At 62.2% G+C, this 25,289-nt stretch carries 22 protein-coding genes; all 22 read left to right on the top strand.

Annotated features, from left to right (window positions below; genetic code table 11):
- Window positions 1-339: 339 nt before the first annotated feature.
- The 22 genes from KW838_RS20080 (at window position 340) to KW838_RS20185 (ending at window position 25,210) form a co-directional block, all read left to right on the top strand.
- Complete coding sequence (locus KW838_RS20080; RefSeq protein ID WP_218502885.1) at window positions 340-834, top strand: hypothetical protein; 495 nt, start codon at window positions 340-342, stop codon at window positions 832-834.
- Between the two features lie 13 nt (window positions 835-847).
- Window positions 848-1,141: a hypothetical protein gene (locus tag KW838_RS20085; protein ID WP_218502887.1), complete on the top strand. Its 294-nt coding sequence runs from the start codon at window positions 848-850 to the stop codon at window positions 1,139-1,141.
- 107 nt (window positions 1,142-1,248) lie between these two features.
- Entirely contained in the window at window positions 1,249-2,040 is a 792-nt protein-coding gene (locus tag KW838_RS20090; RefSeq protein ID WP_218502890.1) for an enoyl-CoA hydratase/isomerase family protein, read from the top strand.
- A gap of 40 nt (window positions 2,041-2,080) precedes the next feature.
- Window positions 2,081-3,241, top strand: a complete 1,161-nt coding sequence (locus tag KW838_RS20095) for an acyl-CoA dehydrogenase family protein (RefSeq protein WP_007981552.1) — start codon at window positions 2,081-2,083, stop codon at window positions 3,239-3,241.
- An 18-nt stretch (window positions 3,242-3,259) separates the two neighbouring features.
- Window positions 3,260-5,359: an acetate--CoA ligase family protein gene (locus KW838_RS20100; RefSeq protein WP_218502892.1), complete on the top strand. Its 2,100-nt coding sequence runs from the start codon at window positions 3,260-3,262 to the stop codon at window positions 5,357-5,359.
- A gap of 10 nt (window positions 5,360-5,369) precedes the next feature.
- Window positions 5,370-6,977, top strand: coding sequence for a 5-guanidino-2-oxopentanoate decarboxylase (locus KW838_RS20105; RefSeq protein ID WP_218503473.1), 1,608 nt, complete (start codon window positions 5,370-5,372; stop codon window positions 6,975-6,977).
- 24 nt (window positions 6,978-7,001) lie between these two features.
- Window positions 7,002-8,192 (top strand): pyridoxal phosphate-dependent aminotransferase, encoded by a 1,191-nt coding sequence (locus KW838_RS20110; RefSeq protein ID WP_218502899.1) that lies wholly within the window; start codon window positions 7,002-7,004, stop codon window positions 8,190-8,192.
- A complete protein-coding gene (locus KW838_RS20115; RefSeq protein WP_218502908.1) occupies window positions 8,185-9,600 on the top strand; it encodes an aldehyde dehydrogenase family protein in 1,416 nt (471 codons plus the stop codon). Before KW838_RS20110 ends, KW838_RS20115 begins: the two co-directional genes overlap by 8 nt.
- Before the next feature lie 99 nt (window positions 9,601-9,699).
- Window positions 9,700-11,301 (top strand): ABC transporter substrate-binding protein, encoded by a 1,602-nt coding sequence (locus KW838_RS20120; protein ID WP_218502911.1) that lies wholly within the window; start codon window positions 9,700-9,702, stop codon window positions 11,299-11,301.
- Window positions 11,302-11,487: 186 nt separating this feature from the next.
- Window positions 11,488-12,447, top strand: coding sequence for an ABC transporter permease (locus KW838_RS20125; RefSeq protein WP_218502912.1), 960 nt, complete (start codon window positions 11,488-11,490; stop codon window positions 12,445-12,447).
- Between the two features lie 3 nt (window positions 12,448-12,450).
- Window positions 12,451-13,278, top strand: coding sequence for an ABC transporter permease (locus KW838_RS20130; RefSeq protein WP_218502914.1), 828 nt, complete (start codon window positions 12,451-12,453; stop codon window positions 13,276-13,278).
- A 2-nt stretch (window positions 13,279-13,280) separates the two neighbouring features.
- Window positions 13,281-14,927, top strand: a complete 1,647-nt coding sequence (locus tag KW838_RS20135) for an ABC transporter ATP-binding protein (RefSeq protein ID WP_218502923.1) — start codon at window positions 13,281-13,283, stop codon at window positions 14,925-14,927.
- Between the two features lie 9 nt (window positions 14,928-14,936).
- A complete protein-coding gene (locus KW838_RS20140; RefSeq protein ID WP_218502932.1) occupies window positions 14,937-15,647 on the top strand; it encodes an NAD(P)H-dependent oxidoreductase in 711 nt (236 codons plus the stop codon).
- A gap of 520 nt (window positions 15,648-16,167) precedes the next feature.
- A complete protein-coding gene (locus KW838_RS20145) occupies window positions 16,168-17,514 on the top strand; it encodes an outer membrane beta-barrel protein (RefSeq protein WP_218502934.1) in 1,347 nt (448 codons plus the stop codon).
- An 87-nt stretch (window positions 17,515-17,601) separates the two neighbouring features.
- On the top strand, window positions 17,602-18,912 hold the full coding sequence (locus KW838_RS20150) for an ABC transporter substrate-binding protein (RefSeq protein ID WP_218502946.1): 1,311 nt from the start codon (window positions 17,602-17,604) through the stop codon (window positions 18,910-18,912).
- Window positions 18,913-18,937: 25 nt separating this feature from the next.
- On the top strand, window positions 18,938-19,663 hold the full coding sequence (locus KW838_RS20155; protein ID WP_218502949.1) for an ABC transporter ATP-binding protein: 726 nt from the start codon (window positions 18,938-18,940) through the stop codon (window positions 19,661-19,663).
- 3 nt (window positions 19,664-19,666) lie between these two features.
- Window positions 19,667-20,359: an ABC transporter ATP-binding protein gene (locus KW838_RS20160; RefSeq protein ID WP_015095245.1), complete on the top strand. Its 693-nt coding sequence runs from the start codon at window positions 19,667-19,669 to the stop codon at window positions 20,357-20,359.
- Window positions 20,360-20,361: 2 nt separating this feature from the next.
- Window positions 20,362-21,225 carry a branched-chain amino acid ABC transporter permease gene (locus tag KW838_RS20165; protein WP_095966000.1) on the top strand — a complete coding sequence of 288 codons (864 nt, stop codon included), beginning with the start codon at window positions 20,362-20,364 and terminating at the stop codon, window positions 21,223-21,225.
- Window positions 21,225-22,253 carry a branched-chain amino acid ABC transporter permease gene (locus KW838_RS20170; RefSeq protein ID WP_218502960.1) on the top strand — a complete coding sequence of 343 codons (1,029 nt, stop codon included), beginning with the start codon at window positions 21,225-21,227 and terminating at the stop codon, window positions 22,251-22,253. The genes KW838_RS20165 and KW838_RS20170 overlap by 1 nt, the downstream gene beginning before the upstream one ends.
- Before the next feature lie 184 nt (window positions 22,254-22,437).
- The gene (locus KW838_RS20175) at window positions 22,438-23,367 is read left to right on the top strand and encodes a LysR family transcriptional regulator (protein ID WP_095966002.1); all 930 of its coding nucleotides are present in this window, start codon (window positions 22,438-22,440) and stop codon (window positions 23,365-23,367) included.
- 280 nt (window positions 23,368-23,647) lie between these two features.
- Window positions 23,648-24,142: a hydroxyquinol 1,2-dioxygenase gene (locus KW838_RS20180; RefSeq protein WP_218502962.1), complete on the top strand. Its 495-nt coding sequence runs from the start codon at window positions 23,648-23,650 to the stop codon at window positions 24,140-24,142.
- A 48-nt stretch (window positions 24,143-24,190) separates the two neighbouring features.
- Window positions 24,191-25,210, top strand: a complete 1,020-nt coding sequence (locus KW838_RS20185; protein WP_218502963.1) for a hydroxyquinol 1,2-dioxygenase — start codon at window positions 24,191-24,193, stop codon at window positions 25,208-25,210.
- The last annotated feature ends 79 nt before the right edge of the window (window positions 25,211-25,289 follow it).

Below are 25,289 nucleotides of genomic sequence, written 5' to 3' on the forward strand. Positions count from 1 at the left end.
TCTGGGAAGTGTATTTGTGCAGTTACCTTTTAGGGCGTTTGAAAAGCGGTGAAAACCGCCTTTCAAACCCACAAAAACGTAAAGGATGTCCCCGGTTTCGTTTGTAAAGGATGTATCCGTTTCTACACCGCGAAAGCGGAGTGTCAGTCACCATCAATGTTGACTGACAGGGCCTCTTCGCGAGCAAGCCCGCTCCCACCGTTGTTTCAAGCCATTTGCCGCTGGTCGCTACTGTCAGATCTGACAGTAGATCGCATGCAACCTCCACAACCTAATGAAACTGTAAGTACCCATCGCTCGGCAATGCGAACTTCAAACCGGCCAGAAAGGAGCGTCCTCATGAAACGCAATCTGATCAGCAATGGAAACTTTGAAACCAGAAACTTCGAATCCTGGACAGTGACCGAGTCCGGTGGAAGAGCAAAAGTCGTTATACACAAAAATAGCTACAGGGCTGAAATCAGAGTGGGTAAGCATGAGAAATTAAGGCTCGATACGGGCCGTTTCCGAGCCGGCCCGGGAGAGTTCGATCTTTCCCTCCAGGCCTCCATGCCTGAGTTAAAAACCGAGGACACGGCTGTCGAACGGCAAGATCCACCAATAATGTTTTGCACGTTATTCGGATGGAGCTCTGCCGAGCCGTTGCCGGTCGTCATCATGCCTATCTTCTTTTGGTTGTCTCAGCCTCGGAAACTCTATGAACACCACGGCGTCATGCCACCTGGCGTGGAGAACGTCCAATTGATCATCGCGTTTGAATCTGTATTGGAACCAGCACTAACAGGGCCGATCTACCTCGACAACGTGAAGTTCAAAGCGGACCTTGCGGGGTAATCACGCGGTTCAAATGTCTCTGTCATTCGTGGTGCGTAAAGCAAATACACAACATTTTTATGTGGGAGCGAGCTTGCTCGCGATAGCGGTGGATCAGTCAACAGCGATGTTGAATGTGATGCCGCCTTCGCGAGCAGGCTCGCTCCCACAGTTGTTTTGTGTTCCCGCCATGCCTGTAGGAGCTGCCGAAGGCTGCGATCCTGGCGTCATCGTGTCCACAGTTGTTCAAAGTTGTAACAAAGCAACCAAGGTATTTTCCAGAAAAATAATTAAACCTAATAAAAACAATAGGTTGTCTAAATTCTGAAGCTGTTACAGCCCATTTCTCCACCGATTGCCGCCTTACTGAACACTCGTTTAGTATGGCCTCAAGTCGCATCACCTCAGACCAATCACAATAATTCGAGGATTCCCATGACCACTCAATCGTCGCTGCTCAGCCAGGTCGAAGCAGGCGTTGCCTGGATCACCCTCAATCGCACTGCCCAGCGCAATGCGCTGGACATTCCGACGCTGAAAAACCTGCATGCCTTGCTCGACGGTTTCAACGCCGATCCAGCGGTGCGCGTGGTGGTATTGACGGGCAGTGGCCGCAGCTTCTGCGCGGGTGCCGACCTCGATGAATGGGCGGATGCCGAAGCCCGGGGCGCACTGGAGACCTACGGCTGGACCGAGACCGCCCACGCCTTGATGACTCGCCTGCACAGCCTGGAAAAACCCACCATCGCCGCCATCAACGGCACCGCTGTCGGCGCCGGGATGGACCTGACCCTGTGCTGCGACCTGCGCATTGCCGGCCAGTCGGCACGCTTCAAGGCCGGCTACACCAGCATGGCGTACTCGCCGGACGCTGGCGCCAGTTGGCACCTGCCGCGCCTGATCGGCAGCGAACAGGCCAAGCGCCTGCTGTTCCTCGATGAACTGTGGGGTGCTGACCGTGCCCTCGACGCCGGCCTGGTCGGCGATGTCTGTGCCGACGATCAGTTGCTGGCGGTCACCAGCGAACTGGCCGCACGCCTGGCCGCCGGGCCGACGTTTGCCTTCGCCCAGACCAAAAAACTCATGCGCGAAGGCGCTGATCGCAGCCTGGCGGAACAACTGCAAGCCGAACTCGCCGCGGGCCTGTTGTGCGGGCGCAGTGAAGACGGCAACGAAGCCCTGCGCGCCGCCATGGAAAAACGCCCGGCACGTTTCGTCGGCCGTTGATTCCCACACTTCTTTCAGCACACGAACAACAGGTAGCACCATGAATTTCCAACTGACCCAAGAACAAGAAATGTTGGTGGACTCGGTACGCAGCTTCGTCGAGAAGGAACTGCTGCCCTATGAAGAGCAAGTCGACCGCGCCGACGAGGTGTCCCCGGAGCTGGCGGCGCAGATTCGCGGCAAGGCGATCGCCGCCGGGTTCTACGCCTTCAACATGCCCGAAGAAGTGGGCGGTGGTGGCCTGGACTACCTGTCCCAGGCGCTGATCGAGCGTGAGCTGTCCAAGGTGTCCTGGGCACTGCACGTGTTCGTCGCGCGGCCGTCGAAAATCCTCATGGCCTGCACCGGCGACCAGATCAACGACTACCTGTTGCCGTGCATCCAGGGCGAGAAAATCGACTGCTTCGCCCTGACCGAGCCGGGTGCCGGTTCCGATGCCAATGCGATCAAGACCCGTGCCGTGCGTGAAGGCGACGACTTCATTCTCAACGGCAGCAAGCATTTCATCAGTCACGCCGGGCATGCCGACTTCGCCATCGTCTTCGCCGTGACCGACACCTACGAACACAACGGCAAAAAGCGTAACGCCGTGACCTCGTTCCTGGTCGACCGCAACACCCCGGGCATGACCATCCGCCGTGGACCCAAGTGCGTGAGCAACCGGGGTTACCACACCTTCGAAATGTTCTTCGACGACTGCCGCGTACCGGCCAGCAAAGTGCTGGGCGAAGTCGGCAAGGGTTGGGACGTGGCCAACGCCTGGCTGACCGCCGGGCGGGTGATGGTCGCGGCCAACTGCGTCGGTCAGGCCCAGCGTGCACTCGACGTGTCGCTGCAATGGGCGGCGGACCGCAAGCAATTCGGCCAGCCAATCGGCACTTACCAGGGCGTGTCGTTCAAGTTGGCCGACATGGCCACGCAGATCCGCGCCGCCGAACTGCTGACTCTGCACACCGCGTGGAAAATGGACCAGGGCACCATGACCGATGGCGAGGCCGGCATGGCCAAGCTGTTCGCCAGTGAAGTGCTCGGCCGTACCGCCGACGAAGCGGTGCAGATTTTCGGCGGCATGGGCCTGATGGACGAAGGTCCGGTGGAGCGCATCTGGCGTAACGCACGGATCGAACGGATCTGGGAAGGCACCTCGGAAATCCAGCGCCACATCATTTCCCGCGAGCTGCTGCGGCCGCTGCTGCGCTGACCGGCCCGGAGAATTCCCATGTCCCAAACCATTCGTGACAACCTCAAACGCATGCTCGCGCCGCAACACGTGGCGTTCGTCGGCGGCCGCAGCATGGCGCGCGCCCTCAAGCGCTGTGCCGAGGGCGGCTACCCAGGGCAGATGTGGCTGGTCAATCCGCAGCACGACAGCCTTGAAGGTGTGCCGTGTGTGCGCAGCGTTGCCGAGTTGCCTTGCGGCCCGGACGCGGTATTCATCGCCACCAACCGCGAACTCACCCTGACCTGCGTGGCCGAACTGGCCGCCATCGGCGCGGGCGGCGCGATCTGCTACGCCTCGGGTTTCGCCGAAACCGGCGCCGAAGGCCAGGCCCTGCAACAGCAACTGCTCAAGGCCGCTGGCGACATGGCCTTGCTTGGCCCCAACTGCTACGGCCTGCTCGACTACCTGCACAGCTCCGCGCTGTGGCCGGTGGCCCATGGCGGCAAAGCGGTGGAGAAGGGCGTGGCGGTGCTGACCCAGAGCGGCAACTTCGCCTACAACCTGTCCATGAGCGACCGCTCGTTGCCGGTGGCCTACATGGCGTCGGTGGGCAATCAGGCGCAACTGGGCGTGGCTGAATTGATGGACGTGTTGCTCGACGAACCGCGGGTCACCGCCATCGGCTTGCACCTCGAAGGCCTGAAGAACGTCCCGGGTTTTGCCCGCGCCGCGCACAAGGCGCTGGAGAAGGGCATCCCGATCATTGCCCTGAAAACCGGCGTGTCGCAGATCGGCGCCGAACTGGCCTTGAGTCATACCAGTTCGCTGTCCGGCTCCGATGCACTGTACGACGCGCTGTTCGACCGTCTGGGGGTGATCCGCGTCAGCGGCCCGGTGAGTTTTGTCGAAACCCTCAAGGCCGCGGCCTGCGGCAACCTGCCAGCGGGCAACAGCCTGATCGCGCTGGCCTGTTCCGGCGGTGACGCCGGCCTGATTGCCGACTACGCCGAACGCAACGACCTGGGCCTGCCGAAACTCGATCAAGGGCAGGTCGGCGAACTCGCGCACGTGCTGCCGACCTACGCCAACCTGGTCAACCCGCTGGATTTCACCACGGCGATCTGGGGCGACGGCGAAGCCTTGAACCGCATGCTCGACAGCGCCCTGCGCACCGAAGCCGACGCGGCGATGCTGGTGCTCGACTACCCGTCGGAGTTCACCGGCGAGCGCAAGGAGTGCGACCTGCTGCTGGAGCTGTACTGCGCGGCACTGCAGCGCCACGGCAAGACCGGTTTCGTCACCTCGGCCTTCCCCGAATTGCTGCCGGCCCATGCCCGTGAGCGTCTGCACGCGCAAGGTGTCGCGGCCTTGCAGGGCGTCGAAGACGGGCTGGCCGCGTGGGGCCGCATCGCCGGTTATCAGCGCAATCGCCAGGCCTTGCTGGCGTTGGGTGAATCGGCGCTGGTGCCGCTGTGCCCGCACGCGCTGGAAGGCGAGGGGCGTTTGCTCAATGAATGGGATTCCAAGCAGGCGTTGAAAGCCTTTGGCCTGCCGACGCCAAACGGCGTTTTGAGCACCCCGGAACAGGCCCTGAAGGATGCCGAGTCACTGGGTTATCCGCTGGTCTTGAAAGCCGTCAGCGCACAGCTGCCGCACAAGACCGAGGCCGGTGCCGTGGCGCTGAACCTCAAGGATGGCGCGGCGTTGAGCGCGGCGCTGGAGCAGATGCGCGCCAGCATTGCCGCCTACGCCCCGGGCGTAGCCTTCGATCAACTGTTGCTCGAGCCGATGGCCAAGCCGCCACTGGCTGAGCTGATTGTCGGCATCAAGCGCGAAAACGATTTCGGCCTCGCGCTGGTGATCGGTGCCGGCGGCATTCTGGTGGAGTTGCTCAAGGACAGTCGCAGCCTGTTGCTGCCGACCACCGACGGTGCGATCCGCAATGCCTTGCTCAGCCTGCGCAGCGCCCCGTTGCTGCAAGGCTTCCGTGGCCGCGAGTCGGCTGACCTCGACGCCCTGGTGACGGCGATCCGCGCCGTGGCCGATTACGCCTGCGAAAACGCCGCGCAACTGCTGGAACTCGATGTGAACCCATTGTTGGTCGGTGCCCAGGGCACGACTGCGGTCGATGCGTTGATTCGCCTCGGCCACGAGTGAGGACATGAACATGCAAAGCAAAACCTTGACCGGCGGCCAGGCCCTGGTGCGCCTGTTGGCCAACTACGGCGTCGATACCGTGTTCGGCATCCCCGGCGTACACACCCTGGAGCTGTATCGCGGCTTGCCCGGCAGCGGCATTCGCCACGTGCTGACCCGTCATGAGCAGGGCGCCAGCTTCATGGCCGACGGTTATGCCCGGGTCAGCGGCAAACCCGGCGTGTGCTTCGTCATCACCGGCCCCGGCGTGACCAACGCCGCCACCGGTATCGGCCAGGCCTATGCCGATTCGATTCCGATGCTGGTGATTTCCAGCGTCAACCACAGCGCCAGCCTCGGCAAGGGCTGGGGCAGCCTGCACGAGTGTCAGGATCAGCGGGCGATGACCGCGCCGATCACGGCGTTCTCGGCCGTGGCGCTGACCGCCGAAGACCTGCCGGAACTGGTCGCCCGTGCCTACGCGGTGTTCGACAGCGAGCGGCCGCGCCCGGTGCACATCTCGGTGCCGCTGGACGTGTTGGCGGCACCGATTGCCCGTGACTGGAGCAACGACGTGGTGCGTCGCCCGGGCCGTGGTCCGGCATCCGCCACTGCGCTTGACCAGGCCGTGGCCAAACTCAAAGGCGCCAAACGGCCGATGATCATCGCTGGTGGCGGTGCACTGAATGCCGTGCAGGAACTGAGCGAACTCAGCACACGTCTCGCTGCGCCACTGTTCACCAGTGTCGCCGGCAAGGGCCTGCTGCCACCGGATGCACCACTCAACGCAGGCTCCTCCCTGTGTGTGGAGCCGGGCTGGAAGCTGATCGCCGAGGCCGACGTGGTGCTGGCGGTCGGCACTGAAATGGCCGACACCGACTTCTGGCGCGAACGCCTGCCGCTCCAGGGTGAACTGCTGCGCGTCGATATCGACCCGCGCAAATTCAACGACTTCTATCCCTGCGCAGTGGCCTTGCAGGGCGATGCACAACAAACCCTCAGCGGTTTGCTTGAGCGCCTGCCATCGGACGTGCGGGATGCCGGCACGGCGATCGCCTCGGTGGCCGCGTTGCGCGAAGCGGTCAAGGCCAGCCATGGCCCGTTGCAGTCGATCCATCAGGCGATTCTCGAGCGTATCGCCGCGGAGCTGCCGGAAAACGCTTTTATCAGCACCGACATGACCCAGCTTGCGTATACGGGTAACTACGCCTTTGACAGCCTGGCCATCCGCAGCTGGTTGCACCCGACCGGCTACGGCACCTTGGGTTATGGCCTGCCGGCGGGGATCGGCGCCAAGTTCGGGGCACCGCAACGGCCCGGTCTGGTGCTGGTCGGCGACGGTGGTTTCCTCTACACCGCGCAGGAACTGGCGACGGCCGTCGAAGAGCTGGACAGCCCGCTGGTGGTGCTGCTGTGGAACAACGACGCCCTGGGGCAGATCCGCGACGACATGCTCGGCCTGGACATCGAACCCATCGGCGTACTGCCGCGCAATCCGGATTTCGCCGCCCTCGCGCGTGCGTTCGGTTGCACGGTGAACCAGCCGCAAAGCCTGGCCGAGTTGCAGACCGACTTGCGCCACGGCTTCAAGCGCAACGGCGTGACCTTGATCGAACTCAAGCATGCCTGCGCGCACTGATCTGTATTTGAAGGGGACGAAGCCATGCGCTTTTCCGATCTGACTCAACGTATCGCCGGTGATGGCGCTGCCGCGTGGGATATTCATTACCGCGCCCTGGCACTGCGCGAGCAGGGCCAGGACATTTTGCTGCTGTCCGTGGGCGACCCGGATTTCGACACGCCACAACCCATCGTGCAGGGTGCCATCGACAGCCTGCTGAGCGGCAACACCCATTACGCCGAGGTGCGCGGCAAGCGTGCCCTGCGTGAGGCCATTGCCAGGCGTCATCAACAACGCAGCGGCCAAAGCGTTTCGGCGGATCAGGTCACCGTGCTGGCCGGGGCGCAATGTGCGTTGTTCAGCGTGGCCCAATGCGTGCTCAATCCCGGTGACGAAGTGATCGTCGCCGAACCGATGTACGTCACCTACGAAGCCGTGTTCGGTGCCTGCGGCGCCGTGGTGGTGCCGGTGCCGGTGCGCTCGGAAAACGGCTTCCGGGTGTTGCCTGAAGATGTCGCCGCGCGTATCACACCGCGCACTCGGGCCCTGGCGCTGAACAGTCCGCACAACCCGTCCGGCGCCAGTCTGCCGCGCAGCACCTGGGCCGCTCTGGCCGAGTTGTGCATCGCCCACGACCTGTGGCTGATTTCCGACGAGGTCTACAGCGAACTGCTGTTTGAAGGCGAACACGTCAGCCCGGCGAGCCTGCCGGGCATGGCCGAGCGCACGGCGACCCTCAACAGCCTGTCGAAATCCCACGCCATGACCGGCTGGCGCGTCGGCTGGGTGGTGGCGCCACCATCCCTCGCTGCGCACCTGGAAAACCTTGCGCTGTGCATGCTCTACGGCTCGCCGGATTTCATTCAGGACGCTGCCGTGGTGGCCCTGGAAAGCAACCTGCCGGAACTTGTGGCCATGCGCGAAGCCTATCGCCAGCGCCGCGACCTGGTGTGCGACAGCCTGGCCGATTGCCCCGGGGTGCGGGCGTTGAAACCTGACGGCGGCATGTTCGTGATGCTCGATATCCGCCAGACCGGGCTCAGTGCCCAGGCGTTTGCCGACCGTCTGCTGGATCGCCACGGTGTGTCGGTATTGGCGGGCGAGGCCTTTGGTCCGAGCGCGGCGGGGCATATTCGACTCGGTCTGGTGGTCGGCGCCGAACCCTTGCGCGATGCCTGCCAGCGCATTGCCCGTTGTGCCCAGGAATTGATGGAGACCCAGGTTCATGCTTAATCACAATGCACTGTTTATTGATGGCCGCTGGCAAAAACCGTCGGGGCAGGGCATCGCCCAGGTGATCAACCCGGCCACTGAAGAAGTGGCCGGCAGCGTGCCGCTCGGTGATGAACTTGATGTCGAAAACGCTGTGGCCGCTGCACGCCGGGCCTTCGATTCATGGTCGCGTACGCCGTCCAGCGTGCGCGCCGGTTACATTCGCGCCCTGGCCGGGCAATTGCGTGCCCGCGCTGACGAGATGGCCTCGGTCATCACCACTGAGTTGGGCATGCCGGTGCAATGGTGCCGCTCGGTGCAGGTTGACGGGCCGATCGCTGGCCTTGAGCAGTACGTCGAACTGGCCCATCTCATGGACGAGGTGCGCGAAGTCGGCAATTCGCTGGTGATCCGCGAGGCCGTGGGCGTCTGCGCATTCATCAACCCGTGGAATTACCCACTGCACCAGTTGATCGGCAAACTGGCCCCGGCCCTGGCCGCCGGTTGCACCGTGGTGGTCAAGCCGAGCCAGGAAACCCCGCTGCATGCCTTCCTGCTGGCGCAGATGATCGAGGACATCGGCCTGCCGGCCGGGGTGTTCAACCTGGTCAGCGGGCCGGGTTCGAAAGTCGGCGAAGCACTGGCCAAACACCCTGACGTGGACATGGTGTCGTTCACCGGCTCCACTGGTGCCGGAGTGCGGGTCGCCCAAGCGGCGGCGCCTTCGGTGAAACGGGTGTGCCTGGAACTGGGCGGCAAATCGCCGCTGCTGATCGCTGAGGATGCGGATCTGGATGCGGCTGTGCGTTACGGCGTGCAGGACGTGATGATCAACTCCGGTCAGACCTGCACCGCCTTGACCCGCATGCTTCTGCCGGCCAGCCGCTATGCCGAAGCCGTGGAAATCGCCCTGCAGGAGACCCTGAGCCTGCGCATGGGCGATCCCCTGGACCCGCAAAGCTTCCTGGGACCTATGTGTTCAGCGGGGCAAAAACGCACCGTGCTCGATTACATCAAGGTCGGCCAAGAGGAAGGCGCACGGCTGCTGTGCGGCGGTGACGCGCCGTCGGCCTTCGAGCGCGGCTTCTATGTCAGCCCGACGCTGTTCGCCGATGTCGACAACCGCATGCGCATCGCCCAGGAAGAAATCTTCGGCCCGGTGCTGTGCCTGATTCCCTACACCGATGAAGCACAGGCCATCCAGATCGCCAACGACTCGCCGTTCGGCCTGTCCAGCGGCGTCTGGGCCGGCAGTGCCGAGCGTGCCTTGCACCTGGGCCGGCAGATGCGCGCCGGCCAGTGCTTCCTCAATGGCGCGGCGTTCAATTATCAGGCGCCGTTCGGTGGCTACAAACAATCGGGCAATGGCCGGGAGTGGGGTGAGGAGGGACTCAACGAGTTCGTCGAAGTGAAGGCGATCCAGGTGTGACGGTAGGCGATTCAGATGTTGTATGCACCGGGCCCTGGCCCGGTGTCTTGCGTGGTTTTGAACCGGTAATTCATTAGCTTTTTGATCAGGGGCAATGCAATGAGCGATAACAAAAACAAGATTACTCAAGCGAACCATGAATTCAGCTTCCCGCGCAGGGACTTCCTGAAATACAGCGCGGCAGCCGCGGCGGTGGCCGGGGCGTTCTCCATGGGGCTGCCGTTCGGCGCCTTTGCCGGGGAGGCCACACCCAAACCGGGTGGCGTGTTGCGTCTGGGCCTGGCGGGCGGCAGCACCACGGACTCGAAAGATCCGGGTTCCTGGTCCGACACCTTCACCTTCGTCGGCTTCTCGGCGGTCTATAACACCCTGACCGAAATTGCCGTCGACGGCACCGCCATCCCCGAACTGGCCGAAAGCTGGATCTCGACCCCGGACGCGCGCGTCTGGACGTTCAAGATTCGTCAGGGCGTGACCTTCCACAACGGCAAGACCCTGACCGCCGAGGACGTGGTGGCGTCGATCCAGCATCACCTCGGCGAGAAATCCACCTCGGCGGCCAAGACCGTGCTGGGCGACGTGGCCAAAGTCAGCGCCAACGGCAGCGACAGCGTGGTGTTCGAACTGCACTCGGGCAACGCCGACTTCTCCTATGTGGTTGCCGATTACCACCTGGCGATCATGCCGAGCAAGGACGGCGCGGCGGACTGGCAGGCCGGCGCCGGCACCGGTGGCTATCGCCTCAAGGACTTCGAACCGGGCGTGCGCATGACCCTGGAACGCAGCCCCGATTACTGGAAACCGGGCCGCGCGCACTTCGCCAGCGCCGAGTTGATCGCGATTTCCGACGGCGCGGCACGGGTCAATGCGCTGGTCACCGGGCAGGTGGATGTGATCAACAAGGTCGACCTGAAAACCGTCGCGCTGCTCAAGCGCAACCCGAACCTGGTCATCGAAGAAACCAAAGGCGCCCAGCACTACACCTTCCCGATGCTCACCGACAGCCAGGTGTTCCTGAACAACGACGTGCGCCTGGCGATGAAACACGCGATCAACCGCGAAACCCTGCTGGACTCGGTGCTGCACGGCTATGGCCTGGTGGGCAACGACCACCCGATCCAGCCCGGCAGCCGCTTCATCAACACCGCACTGGAACAACGCACCTACGATCCGGACAAATCGCGCTTCTACCTGAAAAAGGCCGGCCTGGATTCGCTCAAGGTGCGCCTGCAAGCCTCCGACGCGGCCTACACCGGCGCGGTGGACGCCTCGGTGCTGTTCAAGGAGCAGGCGCGTGCTGCCGGGATCGACATCGATGTGGTGCGCGAGCCGGCCGATGGCTTCTTCTCCAACGTGTGGATGAAGCAACCCTTCACCACCTCGTTCTGGTACAGCAGCCTGACCGCCGACCGCATGTTCAGCATCGGCTACGCCAAGGGTGCGGCCTGGAACGAAACCCACTGGGACAACCCGCGCTTCAATCAACTGCTCAACGCCGCTCGGGGCGAAATGAACGACCCGCTGCGCCGCGAGATGTACAACGAAATGCAGGCGCTGTGCCGGGACGAGGGCGGGGCGATCGTGCCGCTGTTCGCCAGTTCCGTGGCAGCGCGTTCCAATCGGGTGGTTCACGGCGGGCAGACGGCGCCCTACGGTGAACTGGATGGCCTGCGGGTGATCGAGCGCTGGTGGCAGGCATAAAGCGGAAAGTTGAACTGTGGAGATCAACTGTGGGAGCGAGCTTGCTCGCGATGACGGCAGCACATTCAACATCAATGTTGGCTGACAGTCCGCTATCGCGAGCAAGCTCGCTCCCACAGGGGGCGTGTTCCCACAGTAGAAATTTGCAGGATTATGCAAGCGTGCCTATTTTCAAGGAACTGCACGATGAGAAGTATTTTCAAGCTGTTGGGACAGCGCCTCGCATTAGGCCTGCTGTCCCTGTTCGCCGTTTCAGTGATCATCTTCCTGGCCGTCGGCATGCTCCCGGGCGACATCGCCCAGGCCATGCTCGGCCAGTCGGCCACCCCGGAAACCGTGGCGGCCTACCGCGCGCAACTGGGGCTGGATCTGCCGCCGCTGAGCCGTTTCGGCCACTGGATCTGGCAGCTGTTGCACGGTGATCTCGGTGTATCGCTGGCCAACCAGCGGCCCATCGCCGATCTGGTTGGCTCGCGCCTGGGCAACACCTTCAGCCTCGCCTTGCTGGCGGCCCTGGTGTCGGTGCCGCTGGCATTGTGTCTGGGGATGCTCGCCGCGCTGTACCGCAACAGCTGGTTCGACCGCCTGCTCAACACTTCGGCCCTGAGCGCGGTGTCGTTCCCCGAGTTCTTCGTTGCCTACATCCTGATCCTGGTGTTCGCGGTGAAGCTCAACTGGTTCCCGAGCATTTCCAACCTGGCGCCGGACGCTTCGTTGGGCACGGTACTGGAACGCTCGGTGTTGCCGGTGGCGACCCTGAGCCTGGTGGTGATCGCGCAGATGATGCGCATGACCCGCGCCTCGTTGATCAACTTGCTGGCCAGCCCCTACATCGAAATGGCCCGGCTCAAGGGCATCAGCCAGTCGCGGATCATCTTCCGTCACGCCTTGCCCAATGCCCTGGCGCCCATCGTCAACGTGGTGGCATTGAACCTCGCGTACCTGGTGGTCGGCGTGGTGGTGGTCGAAGTGGTGTTTGTCTATCCGGGGCTCGGCCAGTTGCTGGTGGACTCGGTGGCCAAGCGCGACATTCCGGTGGTGCAGGCCTGCAGCCTGATCTTCGCCGCGACCTACATCCTGCTCAACACAAGCGCCGATGTGCTGTCGATTGCCAGCAACCCACGCCTGATGCATCCGAAGGGGTAGACCATGAGCCTGTTAAAACACGTGTGGCGGGCGCCCCTGAGCGCCCGGTTCGGTTTGTTGATGATCCTGCTGTACGTGCTGGTGGCGGTGTTCGCGCCGGTACTGGCACCGTTCGGCGAAACCCAGGTGGTGGGCGGGGGCTTTGAGCCGTGGGGCGGGCAGTTCCTGTTGGGCACCGATAACCTGGGGCGCGACATGTTCAGTCGCCTGGTCTATGGCGCGCGCAACACCCTGGGCATTGCCTTCCTCACCACGGTGTTGGCGTTTTTGCTCGGTGGGTCCTGCGGCTTGATCGCGGCGATCAAGGGCGGCTGGGTCGATCAGGGTTTGTCGCGGGTGGTGGACATCCTCATGGCCATTCCGCAACTGATCTTCGCCTTGCTGATCCTCAGCGTGGTCGGCACCACGGCGACGTCGCTGGTGTTGGTGATTGCGCTGCTGGATGCGACCCGGGTGTTCCGCCTGTCGCGCGCGGTGGCCATGAACGTGGTGGTGCAGGACTTCGTCGAAGCCGCGCGCCTGCGTGGTGAGGGCCTGTGCTGGCTGGTGACCCGCGAAGTGCTGCCCAACGCGGCGGCACCGCTGATTGCCGAGTTCGGCCTGCGTTTCTGCTTCGTGTTCCTGTTCATCAGCGCGCTGTCGTTCCTCGGCCTGGGCATTCAACCGCCCACCGCCGACTGGGGCAGCATGGTGCGCGACAACGCCGTGCTGATCACCTTCGGCGACATCAGTCCGTTGCTGCCCGCCCTGGCCGTGGCCTTGATCACGGTCAGCGTCAACTTCGTCGTCGACTGGATGCTGCACAAATCCAGCGGCCTCAAGGAGTGCTGAACATGACGACCACAAAACCTTTGCTGGAAATCCGCGACCTGCACATCGAAGGCCATTACGAAGACGCCTGGCATCCGCTGATCAAGGGCATCGACCTGACCCTGCAGCGAGGCGAGGTGCTGGGGCTGATCGGCGAGTCCGGCGCGGGCAAGTCGACCCTCGGCCTGTCGGCCATGGGCTACACCCGCGACGGCTGCCGGATCACCGGCGGCTCGGTGCACTTCGACGGCATCGACCTGCTCGAGGCTAAGCCTGAAGCCCTGCGCAAACTGCGGGGGTTGCGCATTGCCTATGTGGCACAGAGCGCGGCGGCCTCGTTCAACCCGGCCCATCGACTGATCGACCAGCACGTCGAAACCGCTGTGAAAAACGGCGGCATGAGCCGCGACCAGGCCATGCGCGAGGCGGTGGAACTGTATCGGGTGCTGCGCCTGCCCAACCCCGAAACCATCGGCCAGCGCTATCCGCACCAGGTCTCCGGCGGCCAGTTGCAGCGGGTCATGACCGCGATGGCCATGGCCTGTCACCCGGACCTGATCATCTTCGACGAACCGACCACGGCGCTGGACGTCACCACCCAGATTGAAGTGCTCGCCGCCATTCGCGATGCCGTGGCGACCTATGGCAGCGCGGCGATCTACATCAGCCACGACCTGGCGGTGGTCGCGCAGATGGCCGACCGCATCATGGTGCTGCGCCACGGCAAACTGGTGGAAGAGGCCGAGACCCGCAAGATGCTCGGCGACCCGCAGGAGGACTACACCAAGTCGCTGTGGGCGGTGCGCAGTTTCCGCACCGAGCCCAAGGCCAGTCCGCAACAGGAACAACCGTTGCTGGAACTGCGCAACAGCTGCGCCAGTTATGGCCGGCAACCGGTGCTGCACGATGTATCGTTGAAGCTGTATCGCGGCCAGACCCTGGCAGTGATCGGCGAATCCGGTAGCGGCAAGAGCTCCACGGCGCGGCTGATCACCGGCTTGCTGCCGCCGACTTACGGCCAGGTGCTGTACGACGGCGAACCCTTGCCGGCGGACTTTCGCCAACGCAGCAAGGAGCAACTGCGGCGCATCCAGATGATCTACCAGATCCCCGACACGGCGCTGAACCCGCGTCAGCGCATCGTCGATATCATCGGTCGGCCATTGACGTTTTATCTGGGCCTCAAGGGCAAGGCCATGCGTGCCCGGGTCGCCGAACTGCTGGAGATGATCGAACTCGACCCGGCGACCTTCATGGAGCGCCAACCCCGGGAGCTGTCGGGCGGGCAGAAGCAACGCATCTGCATCGCCAGGGCCCTGGCGGCGGATCCGCAACTGATCATCTGCGATGAAGTGACCTCGGCCCTCGACCAACTGGTCGCCGAAGGCGTACTGAAATTGCTCAACCGCATCCAGCAACAACTGGGTGTCGCCTATCTGTTCATCACTCACGATGTTGCTACTGTGCGGGCGATTGCCGATGAGGTATTGGTGATGCAACGGGGCAGGGTGGTGGACCACGGCTCGCGCAGCCAGATCTTCACCCCGCCGCACCAGGACTACACCGGGCTGCTGTTTTCTTCGGAACCGCAAATGGACCCCGACTGGCTCGACCGCTTGCTGGCCACGCGCGCTTGCACACCTTCAACCGATTCGCTGGAACACGTCTAAGGAACCACCATGAAAGTACTGATCGTCCACGCTCACCCGGAGCCGCAATCCTTCACCGCCGCCCTGCGTGACCAGTCCGTCGCCACGCTCCAGGCCCAGGGCCATGAAGTGCAGGTCAGCGACCTGTACAAAATGAACTGGAACCCGGTGGCCAGCGACGCCGACTTCTCGAATCGGGAAAACCCCGAGTACCTGGTCTACGCACTGGAACAACGCCTGGGCGTGAAGAGCCAGTCGCTGGCGCCGGACATCCAGGCCGAACTGGACAAACTGCTGTGGGCCGACCTGCTGATCCTCAACTTCCCGATCTTCTGGTTTTCCACCCCGGCCATGCTCAAGGGCTGGATCGACCGGGTGCTGGTGTCGGGCATCTGCTATGGCGGCAAGCGCTTCTACGATCAGGGTGGATTGGCCGGCAAGAAAGCGCTGGTGACCGTGACCCTGGGTGGCCGTGAACACATGTTTGGCGAAGGCGCGATCCACGGCCCGCTGGAGGACATGCTGCGGCCGATCCTGCGTGGCACGCTGGCTTATGTTGGTTTTGATGTGCTGGAGCCGTTTGTGGCCTGGCATGTGCCGTACATCAGCGAAGAGGCGCGCCAGCAGTTCCTGGTTGACTACGACCAGCGACTGCAACACCTGAGTGATGACCAGCCGTTGGTATTCCCGAAGCTGTCGCAGTTCGATGACAAACTCTATCCGCTGACCACCAATGCCTGATCAACACCGCTAACCCTGTGGGAGCGGGCTTGCTCGCGAAGGGGCCTTCAAATTCAACATCATTGGTGGCTGATACACCGCCATCGCGAGCAAGCTCGCTCCCACAATGATTGGTGCTGCCGCAGAAGCCTGACCAACACCACAAACCCTGTGGGAGCGAGCCTGCTCCCACAATGATTGGTGCTGCCGCAGATGCCTGACCAACACCACAAACCCTGTGGGAGCGGGCTTGCCCGCGAAGGGGCCTCCAAATTCAACATCATTGGTGGCTGATACACCGCTTTCGCGAGCAAGCCCGCTCCCACAAAGACCTGCATTGTTCTGAATGCGCAAACACTGAAGTCGCCGAGAATGGAATTGTTGGTGCAGTGGCGGGCTTGTAGCCTCCATTACGCCGAACACCACGATCCGCCAACGATCGGGTGGAGCTCAAGCCAGGGCTCATCAAGACGTCATACCTTGCTTTCGGCCTCATGCCCCTTCGGGGGATTGGCGCCTAATAAAAATAAGGAAGGCAGGTATGAGTATTCGTGCATGGGTTTGCGCAGCAACCCTGTTCGCGCCCGTTCTGGGTGCCGACGTTTTGTTTCCCTCTATGGCTCTGGCAGCAGACGATCCCATGGGTTCGCTGGTGCGCAATGTCTTCGGCGACAGCCTTGAGCGCGAACACGGGATCAAGATCTACGGCTGGGCCCAGGCCGGTGTGATCTATAACAACAACGGCACGGATGACGTCAGCAAGCAAAGCTTCTTCAATACCGACGAAGGTGTGAACCTCAACCAGTTCGCCCTGGCCGTGGAGAAGAAACCCAAGAGCAATGTGATCGGCCGCGTCGGTCCGTTTCCCGGCGCGATGCCGCAAGAAGCCGATTGGGGTTTCAACGTCACGGCGCTGTACGGCAAGGATGCGCGCTTCTTCAAGACCTACGGCTGGGACGAAGACCTGAGCGTCAACCGCGACAACAAGCCTGAAGATCCGGCGTTTACCGTCGCCCAGGCCTATGTCAACTTCTACTTCCCGGTGCTCGGCGGTTCGGAGTTGATGATCGGGATTTTCCACACGCCGCTGGAAAACGAAATCGGTTTCGCCTTGCCATCTCCGGCACCGACTGACTTCTACACCCACACCTATTCATTCATGCACGGCCCGGCCAAACATGCCGGTGCACTGTACTCGTTCAAACTGCCTTCGGAGCCGGGCGAAAGCATGCTCGGCTTCGAGCTGGGCGTGGTGCAGGGCTGGAACAATCTGCAGGACCCCAATCACTCGCCGGACGTGATCGCCAACGTGCGCTGGCGCTCGGCGGACTTCGGCACCTGGATCGACTGGGAAAACATCTACGGCAATGGCGCTGGCGACAGTTTCGCCGAGTGCAGTTGTGGCTCGCCGCTGCCGGCGGGCACCAAGGATGACGACTACAAGCGCCTGGCGTCCTACCTGACCCTGTCGCAAGTGCTCGACCCGAACAACCGCGTGGCGCTGGAGTTGAACTACGGCAAGCAGGAGCAGGGCGCCTTCGCCGGGTTCGCCAACAAGAACGACGCGACCTGGTATGGCACCGACATTAACTGGTATCACAAACTCAGCGAAAACCTGATGTGGAACAGTCGCGCCGAGTGGTTCTACACCGACGCCCCGGTCCACGTAATGATGGCCAACATCGACCCGAACACCGGGATACCCGATCCGACCTGGGGCAGTTTCTACGGCGTCACCACCAACCTGGCCTGGACGCCGACACCCAACGTGCGCCTGCGTCCGGAACTGCGCTACGACATCCATTCGGGCCCCGGTCGCGATGCCTATGCCGACGGCGAAAAGGATTCGCAGGTGGTCGCGTCGTTCGACGTCAGTTTCTTCTTCTAAACGGATTTCCCTGCTTTACCCCTGACCCTGCGTGATGGCCCGGCCACACGTGGCGACCCCGTTCGTCCAGGCTTTTGGAGTATTTACATGACAGACAACAACGATAAAAACCTGTTAGGCCGCGACTTCTCCCGCCGTGATTTCCTGCGCAGTACCGGTATTGCCGCCGGTGGCGTGGCACTGGCAAGCATGCCGTTCACCTTTGCCATCGGCGGTGAGCGGGTGATCAAGCTCGGATATGTCAGCCCGCAGACCGGGCCGTTGGCGCCGTTTGCGGCGGCCGACAACTACATCATCGAGTCGCTCAAGCAAGTCTTGAAGAACTCGATCAATGTCGCAGGCAAGGCCTATCGCCTGGAGGTCATCGTCAAGGACAGCCAGTCCAACCCCAACCGCGCGGCGGAAGTGGCGAGCGAGCTGATCCTGTCGGACCAGGTCGACCTGATGCTGGTGTCGTCGACCCCGGAGACCACCAACCCGGTGTCCGACCAGTGCGAAATCAACGAGATTCCCTGCATCTCCACGGTGGCTCCGTGGCAACCGTGGTTCTTTACCCGGGGCGGCAAACCGGATCAAGGTTTCGAGTGGACCTACCATTTCTTTTGGGGCCTGGAAGATGTGATCGGCACTTACAGCGCCATGTGGGGCGCGATGCCGTCGAACAAAATCGTCGGTGGTCTGTTCCCCAACGACGGCGACGGCAATGCCTGGGGCGATCAGAAGCTCGGGTTCCCACCGGTACTGGCGCAAAAGGGCTTTCAACTGGTCGATCCTGGCCGCTTCCAGAGTCTGACCGACGATTTTTCCGCGCAGATTGCCGCGTTCAAAAAGGCCGATGTCGAGATCGTTACCGGTGTGGTCATTCCGCCGGACCTGAGCACGTTCTGGACCCAGGCCCGGCAGCAAGGCTTCAATCCGAAAGCCGTATCGGTGGGCAAGGCATTGTTGTTTCCGACGGCAGTCGAGGCATTGGGCAAGGCCGGCAACAACCTGTCGACCGAAATCTGGTGGAGCCCGACTCACCCGTTCAGCTCGTCGTTGACCGGCGCCAGTGCCGGCCAATTGGCCCAGGGTTTCACCCAGGCCACCGGCAAGCAGTGGACGCAACCGTTGGGGTTCGTGCATGCCCTGTTCGAACTGGCAGTGGACATCCTCAAACGCACCGAAGAAATCGGCAACGGCCAAGCGGTCCGCGATGCCTTGCTCAAGACCAACCTCAATACGGTGGTCGGCCCGATCAACTGGAATGGCGGACCGGTGAAGAACGTCGCCAAGACTCCGCTGGTCAGCGGCCAGTGGCGACTGGGCAAGGACAATAAATACGACCTGATCGTGACCAGCAATGCCACCGCCCCGGCGATTCCGCTGGGTGGCGAGATGCAGGCCATTACCTATTAATCGCGCAACAGGACTCGGGTGCACCATGCAACAACCACTTCTGAAAATGACCGATGTGCACAAAAGCTACGGCTCGGTGAAGGTCACGGATGCCATCGACCTGACCCTGCAACCGGGTGAAGCACTGGGCATCATCGGTCCCAATGGCGCGGGTAAAAGCACGCTGTTCAACCTGATCGCCGGTGGCGTGGCGGCCGACAAGGGACAGATCCATTTCGAAGGCCGCAACGTCACCCGCGAACCTGTATTCAAGCGCTGTCAGCAGGGCATCGGCCGTTCCCACCAGATTCCGCATCCGTTCGTGAAAATGACCGTGTTCGAGAACCTGTTGGTGGGCGCAACCTTCGGTGCACGGCTGCGTGACAACGAAGCCAGCCAGTGGTGTGCGCAGACGCTGGAACTCACTGGCCTGATGCGCAAGGCCAATGTGCTGGCCGGCTCACTGACCTTGCTCGACCGCAAGCGCCTGGAAATGGCCCGGGCCTTGTCGACCCGGCCGCGCCTGTTGTTGCTCGACGAAATTGCCGGAGGCCTGACCGAACCGGAATGCCTGGCACTGGTGGAAACCATTCAAGGCATCCACAAGTCCGGCGTTGCCATCATCTGGATCGAGCACATCGTGCACGCCTTGCTGGCGGTGGTCAGTCGCCTGACGGTGATCAACTTCGGCGCCAAGCTGGCTGAAGGCGAACCGCGCAGCGTCATGGCCGACCCTCGGGTCCAGGACATCTACATGGGCATCGGGAGCTGACGCATGCTGACCATCGAAAAACTCTGCGCCGGCTACGGCGACTTTCAAGCGCTGTTCGACATCAGCCTGACCCTTGAGGCCGGTGAAACCGTGGCGATCATCGGCTCCAACGGTGCGGGCAAGTCGACGTTCCTGCGCTCCTTGGCCGGGTTGATCAAGAACCAACCGAGCGCCATTACTTTCAAGGGTCAGACCATTGGCGACATGGCGGCCAATCAGGTGCTGGAGCGCGGCATCGCACTGGTGCCGGAGGGCCGAAAGCTGTTTCCGTCCTTGAGCGTTGAAGAAAACCTGCTGATCGGCGCCTACAGCAAACGCCCGGGACCGTGGACGCTCAAGCGTATCTATCAGCTGTTCCCGGTGCTGGAAAAACTGCGCAAGCGTCCCGGCACCGCACTGTCTGGCGGCCAGCAGCAAATGGTCGCGATTGGCCGGGGCCTGATGGCCAACCCGCACTTGCTGTTGTGCGACGAAATCAGCCTGGGCCTGGCGCCGACGACGATCAAGGACATCTACGCCGCATTGCCCTCGATCAAGGCCGACGGCACCACGGTGATTCTCGTCGAGCAGGACATCAATCAGGCACTGAGTGTGTGCGATCGCTTCTATTGCTTCCAGGAAGGGCGGGTGTCCCTCACCGGCCGGCCTGGGGATGCGGACAAAGCACAAATCAAAGCCGCGTATTTCGGGATCTAGTGATGGAATGGCTCAATACTTTGCTTCAAGGCATGTTGCTCGGCGGCCTGTACGCGATGTTCGCGGTGGGGCTGTCGCTGATGTTCGGCATCATGCGTCTGGTCAACATCGCCCATGGCGACTTCATCGTGCTGGCGTCGTACCTGGCACTGCTGGTGGTCAATCACCTGGGGTTCAGCCCGTTGGCGAGCTTGCTGATCGTGGTGCCGCTGATGTTCTGTTTCGGCTATCTGCTGCAACGGCTGTTGCTCAACCGCACGCTGGGCACAGACATCCTGCCGCCGTTGCTGGTGACGTTCGGCCTGTCGATCATCGTGCAGAACGTGCTGCTGGAATTCTTCAGCGCCGACAGCCAAAAACTCGCTCAAGGCGACCTGGAGGTGGCCAGCGTCGGCATGGGCAGCCTGAGCGTCGGCGTGATGCCGCTGATCGTGTTCTGCAGTGCGCTGCTGATCATCGGCGGCCTGCAGTTGCTGTTCTACAAAACCTCGTTGGGCCGGGCGTTTCGCGCCACCTCCGATGACCAGCACACCGCACGGCTGATGGGCGTCAATAACGCGCATATTTTCGGGCTGGCCATGGCGCTGGCGATGGCCGTGGTGTCGATAGCCGGCGTGTTCCTGGCGATCCGCACCAGTTTTGATCCCACGGTCGGGCCGGCGCGGCTGTTGTACGGCTTTGAAGCGGTGATCATCGGCGGCCTGGGCAGCCTGTGGGGCACGCTGGCCGGAGGAGTGATTCTCGGCGTTGCGCAAACCCTGGGAGCAAAAATCGATCCCGGCTGGCAAATCCTCGCCGGTCACCTTGTGTTTCTGCTGATCCTGGTCGTGCGCCCGCGTGGCCTGTTTCCCCGGAGTGTCGACTGATGAATGCCTTGAACAATCCCGCGCTCGCTTATCGCGTACAACGCACGACCACCAGCAGCACCATCGGCCTGTCGTTGCTGGGCCTGTGCGTATTGATCTTGCTCAGTGCACCCTTGTGGGCCGACCGGGCGAGCCTGCGCCTGGTGGTGGAGTTCGCCTATTACCTGGCGTTGGCGCAAATGTGGAACCTGCTGGCGGGCTACGCCGGCATGGTCTCGGTAGGGCAGCAGGCCTTCGTCGGCCTGGGCGGCTATCTGCTGTTCATGCTGGCGAGTCAATTCGGTGTGCCGCCCTTGGCCGCGGTGCTGCTTTCAGGCGTGTTGGTGGCGTTGCTGGCGATTCCCACGGCGCTGATCGTGTTTCGTCTGCGTGGCGCCTACTTCGCCATCGGCACCTGGGTGGTGGCGGAGGTCTTCCGTTTGGGCCTGGCGCAGATGAGCAGTCTGGGTGGCGGGTCGGGGCAAAGCCTGCCGGCGGCGATTGTGCGGCAGATCGGCAATGACCGGGACGGACGCGAAACGCTGATCTACTTCACCGCGCTGGCGATCGCCATTGCCGCCGTGGCCGTCGTGTATTTTCTCCTGCGCTCGCGTCAGGGACTGGCCCTTGCGTCGATTCGTGATTCTGAACCGGCGTCCGGCAGCCTCGGGGTGGATACGTTCCGTACCAAGCTGATGGTTTATGTGTTGGCCGCCGGTTGCACGGGGGTGGTCGGGGCGCTGATCTTCCTGCAAAAACTGCGCATTTCCCCGGACGCTGCGTTCAACCTGCAGGACTGGACGGCGGTAGTGATCTTTATCGTGATCATCGGTGGCATCGGCACCCTGGAAGGCCCGTTGATTGGCACGCTGATTTACTTCGTATTGCGCGGCTGCCTGGCGCAGTACGGTGCACTGTACATGATCATCCTCGGTGTGGTCGCGGTGGTGATGATGCTCAAGGCGCCGCAAGGGGTGTGGGGGCTGATCAGCGAACGCCTGGGTTGGCAGGTGTTCCCGATGCAGCGACGATTGTCCGCCCGGCCATGACCTGTAGGAGCGAGCCCGCTCGCGATGGACGTTAACGATAACGCTGGGTACCTGACACCCCGCGGAGTTCTCAAGTCCATCGCGAGCAGGCTCGCTCCTACAGGCAGGTTTTCGCCCTGGAAGTGGAGCGACAGGCTAATCTCGCTGGTCATATAAGAACAAAAACATCCAGAGAACCTGCCCCATGGATCGTTTACTCAGTGTCGAAGCCTTTGTGCGGGTGGCCGAAACCGGCAACTTTGCCAAGGCGGCCCAGCAACTGGGGGTGACCCGTTCGGTGATCACCCACCGCATCCAGCAACTGGAACAGTTCATCAACGCGCCGCTGTTCCACCGCAGCACGCGCCATGTGCGGCTTTCCGAAGTGGGCGAGACCTACTACAAGGAATGCGCCGACATGGTCGCCGGTTTCAACTCGCTGACCGAACACATGCGCGAACTGCGGGCCAAGCCCACCGGCAAGCTCCGGGTGCAGATGCTGCCGGGTTTTGCCATTGGTCACTTCGGCCGCATGCTGGCCGAGTTCACGCGCCTGTACCCGGACATCGAAGTGGACGTGATCGTCAACGACCGGGTGGTGGACCCCATCGAAGAAGGCTTCGACGTGGCGTTCCAGATGTTCCCGCCCATGGCCGAAACCCTGATCGAGCGCAAGCTGTTCAGCGTGCGCCGATTGTTCTGCATGTCACCCGATTACGCCGGCGAATTCGGCGTGCCCACCCATCCCCAGGAGTTGCTGCAACACAAGATCGCCTTGTACGAGGGTTATCCGTCGCGCAACCGCTGGATCTTCACCCGCGACGACGAGCAAGTGGAGCTGAGCCTGCCGGGCCAGGTGCGCTCCAACTCCGTGCATTTGCTGCGCGATTACGCACAGACCGGTGTGTGCATTGTCTGCCTGCCAACCCTGGTGGCCAGCGACGACTTGCTCAGCGGCCGGCTGATTCCGGTATTGCCGGATTACGCACTGTCCTCGTTCAATTTTTCGGCGGTGTATCCCGCCACCCAGCGTCGGGCCTTGAAAGTCCGTACGTTGATCGACTTTCTGGTGGACAACTTCGGCGATGAGCCATGCTGGGACAAGCCCCTGCTGGAACGTGGCTGGGTGCGCTGAAAAGCAGGGTCTTGGCTAATACACGAAACCTGTGGGAGCGAGCTTGCTCGCGATGGCCGTGTGTCAGTCAACATCAATGGTGGATGACAGGCCGCTATCGCGAGCAAGCTCGCTCCCACAAGGACTGTGGTGTTCAAAGCATTAGCTGATCGGCATTAGACCCATGGTTTCAATGTTCGCGTTTCGCAAACACTGTTGTCGCCGGTCCTCTAATTGTTCGCAGAGCGGGTGCGACGTACTGTTGGCTCACTGTTACTACAACAACAAAACGGTGAAAACCATGAGTAGCGCTGCAATCGAAACGGTCTTCGGCTCGCTGGACAACTACACCAAAGGGTCGGTTGAAATCATCAGCGGCCAGGCCAGCCACTACGCCTTTTCCAACATTTTCGAAGTGGCGGATAAATCCCTCCCTTATGAAAAAGTCGTGGTGGGTTTCAACCTCGGCTACGTCGTTGAGTCCATCCGTGCCGAAGGCCAGTCGCCCTGGTACACCGCAGCACACGACGAATTCGCCATCGTCATGGACGGTGAGGTTCGCGTGGACTTCCTCAAGCTCGATGCGCCGTTGAAAGCCGGCGAGGGCACGCACCTGGCTGGTGAGATACCTGCGGGAACACCGATGGGCTACGTGCTGCTCAAGCGCGGCCATCAATGCCTGTTGCCGGTCGGCACCGCCTATCGCTTCGAAGCCAGTCGCCCAGGCGTGATCCTGCAGCAGACCATCAAAGGCCCGTTGTCGGTCGAGAAATGGGCCGACATCTGCTTCAAGTGATCTGCCACGCCCGACCGCCCACCCCACAACAACAAGAGGAAATCCGCCATGGCCATGCTTGAAACCGCTGCCGACACCGCCCACCTTGCCGACGATGAAGTCCAGGCCAGCGCGCCCCATGCCGTCACCGGCTACTGCTCATTCAAACTCGGCGCCTTCGAACTGTCGCGCGACGAGTATTTCGCCCGCATCACCTGGCCGGCCAAGGGCCAGACCCGCTCGCACCTGATTCCGGTCGACGCCTTCCTGCGCGCCATGATGCGCGACGTGGCCTGGGGCTTTTTCTATGGCTGGGTCAACTTTGACCAGGTCATCGGCACCCGCAACTATTACGGCAAGGTCGACCTGTACGCCGGTACTTTCAACGGCACGCTCAAGGCGGCCGGGGTCAATTACACCGAAAACTTCGAAACGCCGCTGATCATGGCCACCTTCAAGGCCATCCTGCGGGACTGGACCAACGCCACCTTCGACCCCTTTGCCGCCCCGGAAGAAACCGGCAGCGCATTCGGGCGCAAGAACGGCAACAACATCGAAGCCATCGAGCGCTCGCGCATCGCCACCAAACGCATGCCGGGCCTGAAGGATGATTCGCCGCTGCGTGACGACCTGCCGGTCAATCGCCAGTTCATCGATGTGCCGCAGGACGAACCGGAGGTCCACGCCGCCGAAGGCTTCGAAGGCGAATTGCATGCCTTCAACCTGTTCAAGTACTTGTCGCGCTCCGACGTGACCTGGAACCCGTCGGTGACCTCGGTGTGCAAGGCCAGCCTGTTCTGCCCGACCACCGAGGAGTTCATCCTGCCGGTGTTCCACGGTAACGACCGCATCGAGTGGTTCCTGCAGATGTCCGACGAAATCATCTGGGACGTCGGCGACAAGGACGACGGCAATCCCCGTGCGCGCATCACCATGCGTGCCGGCGACATCTGCGCCATGCCCGCGGACATCCGTCACCAGGGCTACTCGACCAAACGCTCGATGCTGATGGTCTGGGAAAACGCCACGCCAAACCTGCCGCAACGCTACGAAAGCGGTGAGCTCAAGCCGTATCCGATCGAGTTCTAGGACCTCGTGTCCGGCCCGGCCCGGCGCCGGGCAAAGCGTTCAGCAATCACTTCGTCAAACACTGCGCCAGCCGCGCGGT

Source organism: Pseudomonas sp. PDM27 (assembly GCF_019219205.1).
Lineage (GTDB): Bacteria > Pseudomonadota > Gammaproteobacteria > Pseudomonadales > Pseudomonadaceae > Aquipseudomonas > Aquipseudomonas laurylsulfatiphila.

Excerpts from the sequence above, each read along its gene's own strand:
- KW838_RS20080 (WP_218502885.1), top strand. The coding sequence starts at position 340 with ATGAAACGCAATCTGATCAGCAATGGAAACTTTGAAACCAGAAACTTC.
- KW838_RS20085 (WP_218502887.1), top strand. The coding sequence starts at position 848 with ATGTCTCTGTCATTCGTGGTGCGTAAAGCAAATACACAACATTTTTAT.
- KW838_RS20090 (WP_218502890.1), top strand. The coding sequence starts at position 1,249 with ATGACCACTCAATCGTCGCTGCTCAGCCAGGTCGAAGCAGGCGTTGCC.
- KW838_RS20095 (WP_007981552.1), top strand. The coding sequence starts at position 2,081 with ATGAATTTCCAACTGACCCAAGAACAAGAAATGTTGGTGGACTCGGTA.
- KW838_RS20100 (WP_218502892.1), top strand. The coding sequence starts at position 3,260 with ATGTCCCAAACCATTCGTGACAACCTCAAACGCATGCTCGCGCCGCAA.
- KW838_RS20105 (WP_218503473.1), top strand. The coding sequence starts at position 5,370 with ATGCAAAGCAAAACCTTGACCGGCGGCCAGGCCCTGGTGCGCCTGTTG.
- KW838_RS20110 (WP_218502899.1), top strand. The coding sequence starts at position 7,002 with ATGCGCTTTTCCGATCTGACTCAACGTATCGCCGGTGATGGCGCTGCC.
- KW838_RS20115 (WP_218502908.1), top strand. The coding sequence starts at position 8,185 with ATGCTTAATCACAATGCACTGTTTATTGATGGCCGCTGGCAAAAACCG.
- KW838_RS20120 (WP_218502911.1), top strand. The coding sequence starts at position 9,700 with ATGAGCGATAACAAAAACAAGATTACTCAAGCGAACCATGAATTCAGC.
- KW838_RS20125 (WP_218502912.1), top strand. The coding sequence starts at position 11,488 with ATGAGAAGTATTTTCAAGCTGTTGGGACAGCGCCTCGCATTAGGCCTG.
- KW838_RS20130 (WP_218502914.1), top strand. The coding sequence starts at position 12,451 with ATGAGCCTGTTAAAACACGTGTGGCGGGCGCCCCTGAGCGCCCGGTTC.
- KW838_RS20135 (WP_218502923.1), top strand. The coding sequence starts at position 13,281 with ATGACGACCACAAAACCTTTGCTGGAAATCCGCGACCTGCACATCGAA.
- KW838_RS20140 (WP_218502932.1), top strand. The coding sequence starts at position 14,937 with ATGAAAGTACTGATCGTCCACGCTCACCCGGAGCCGCAATCCTTCACC.
- KW838_RS20145 (WP_218502934.1), top strand. The coding sequence starts at position 16,168 with ATGAGTATTCGTGCATGGGTTTGCGCAGCAACCCTGTTCGCGCCCGTT.
- KW838_RS20150 (WP_218502946.1), top strand. The coding sequence starts at position 17,602 with ATGACAGACAACAACGATAAAAACCTGTTAGGCCGCGACTTCTCCCGC.
- KW838_RS20155 (WP_218502949.1), top strand. The coding sequence starts at position 18,938 with ATGCAACAACCACTTCTGAAAATGACCGATGTGCACAAAAGCTACGGC.
- KW838_RS20160 (WP_015095245.1), top strand. The coding sequence starts at position 19,667 with ATGCTGACCATCGAAAAACTCTGCGCCGGCTACGGCGACTTTCAAGCG.
- KW838_RS20165 (WP_095966000.1), top strand. The coding sequence starts at position 20,362 with ATGGAATGGCTCAATACTTTGCTTCAAGGCATGTTGCTCGGCGGCCTG.
- KW838_RS20170 (WP_218502960.1), top strand. The coding sequence starts at position 21,225 with ATGAATGCCTTGAACAATCCCGCGCTCGCTTATCGCGTACAACGCACG.
- KW838_RS20175 (WP_095966002.1), top strand. The coding sequence starts at position 22,438 with ATGGATCGTTTACTCAGTGTCGAAGCCTTTGTGCGGGTGGCCGAAACC.
- KW838_RS20180 (WP_218502962.1), top strand. The coding sequence starts at position 23,648 with ATGAGTAGCGCTGCAATCGAAACGGTCTTCGGCTCGCTGGACAACTAC.
- KW838_RS20185 (WP_218502963.1), top strand. The coding sequence starts at position 24,191 with ATGGCCATGCTTGAAACCGCTGCCGACACCGCCCACCTTGCCGACGAT.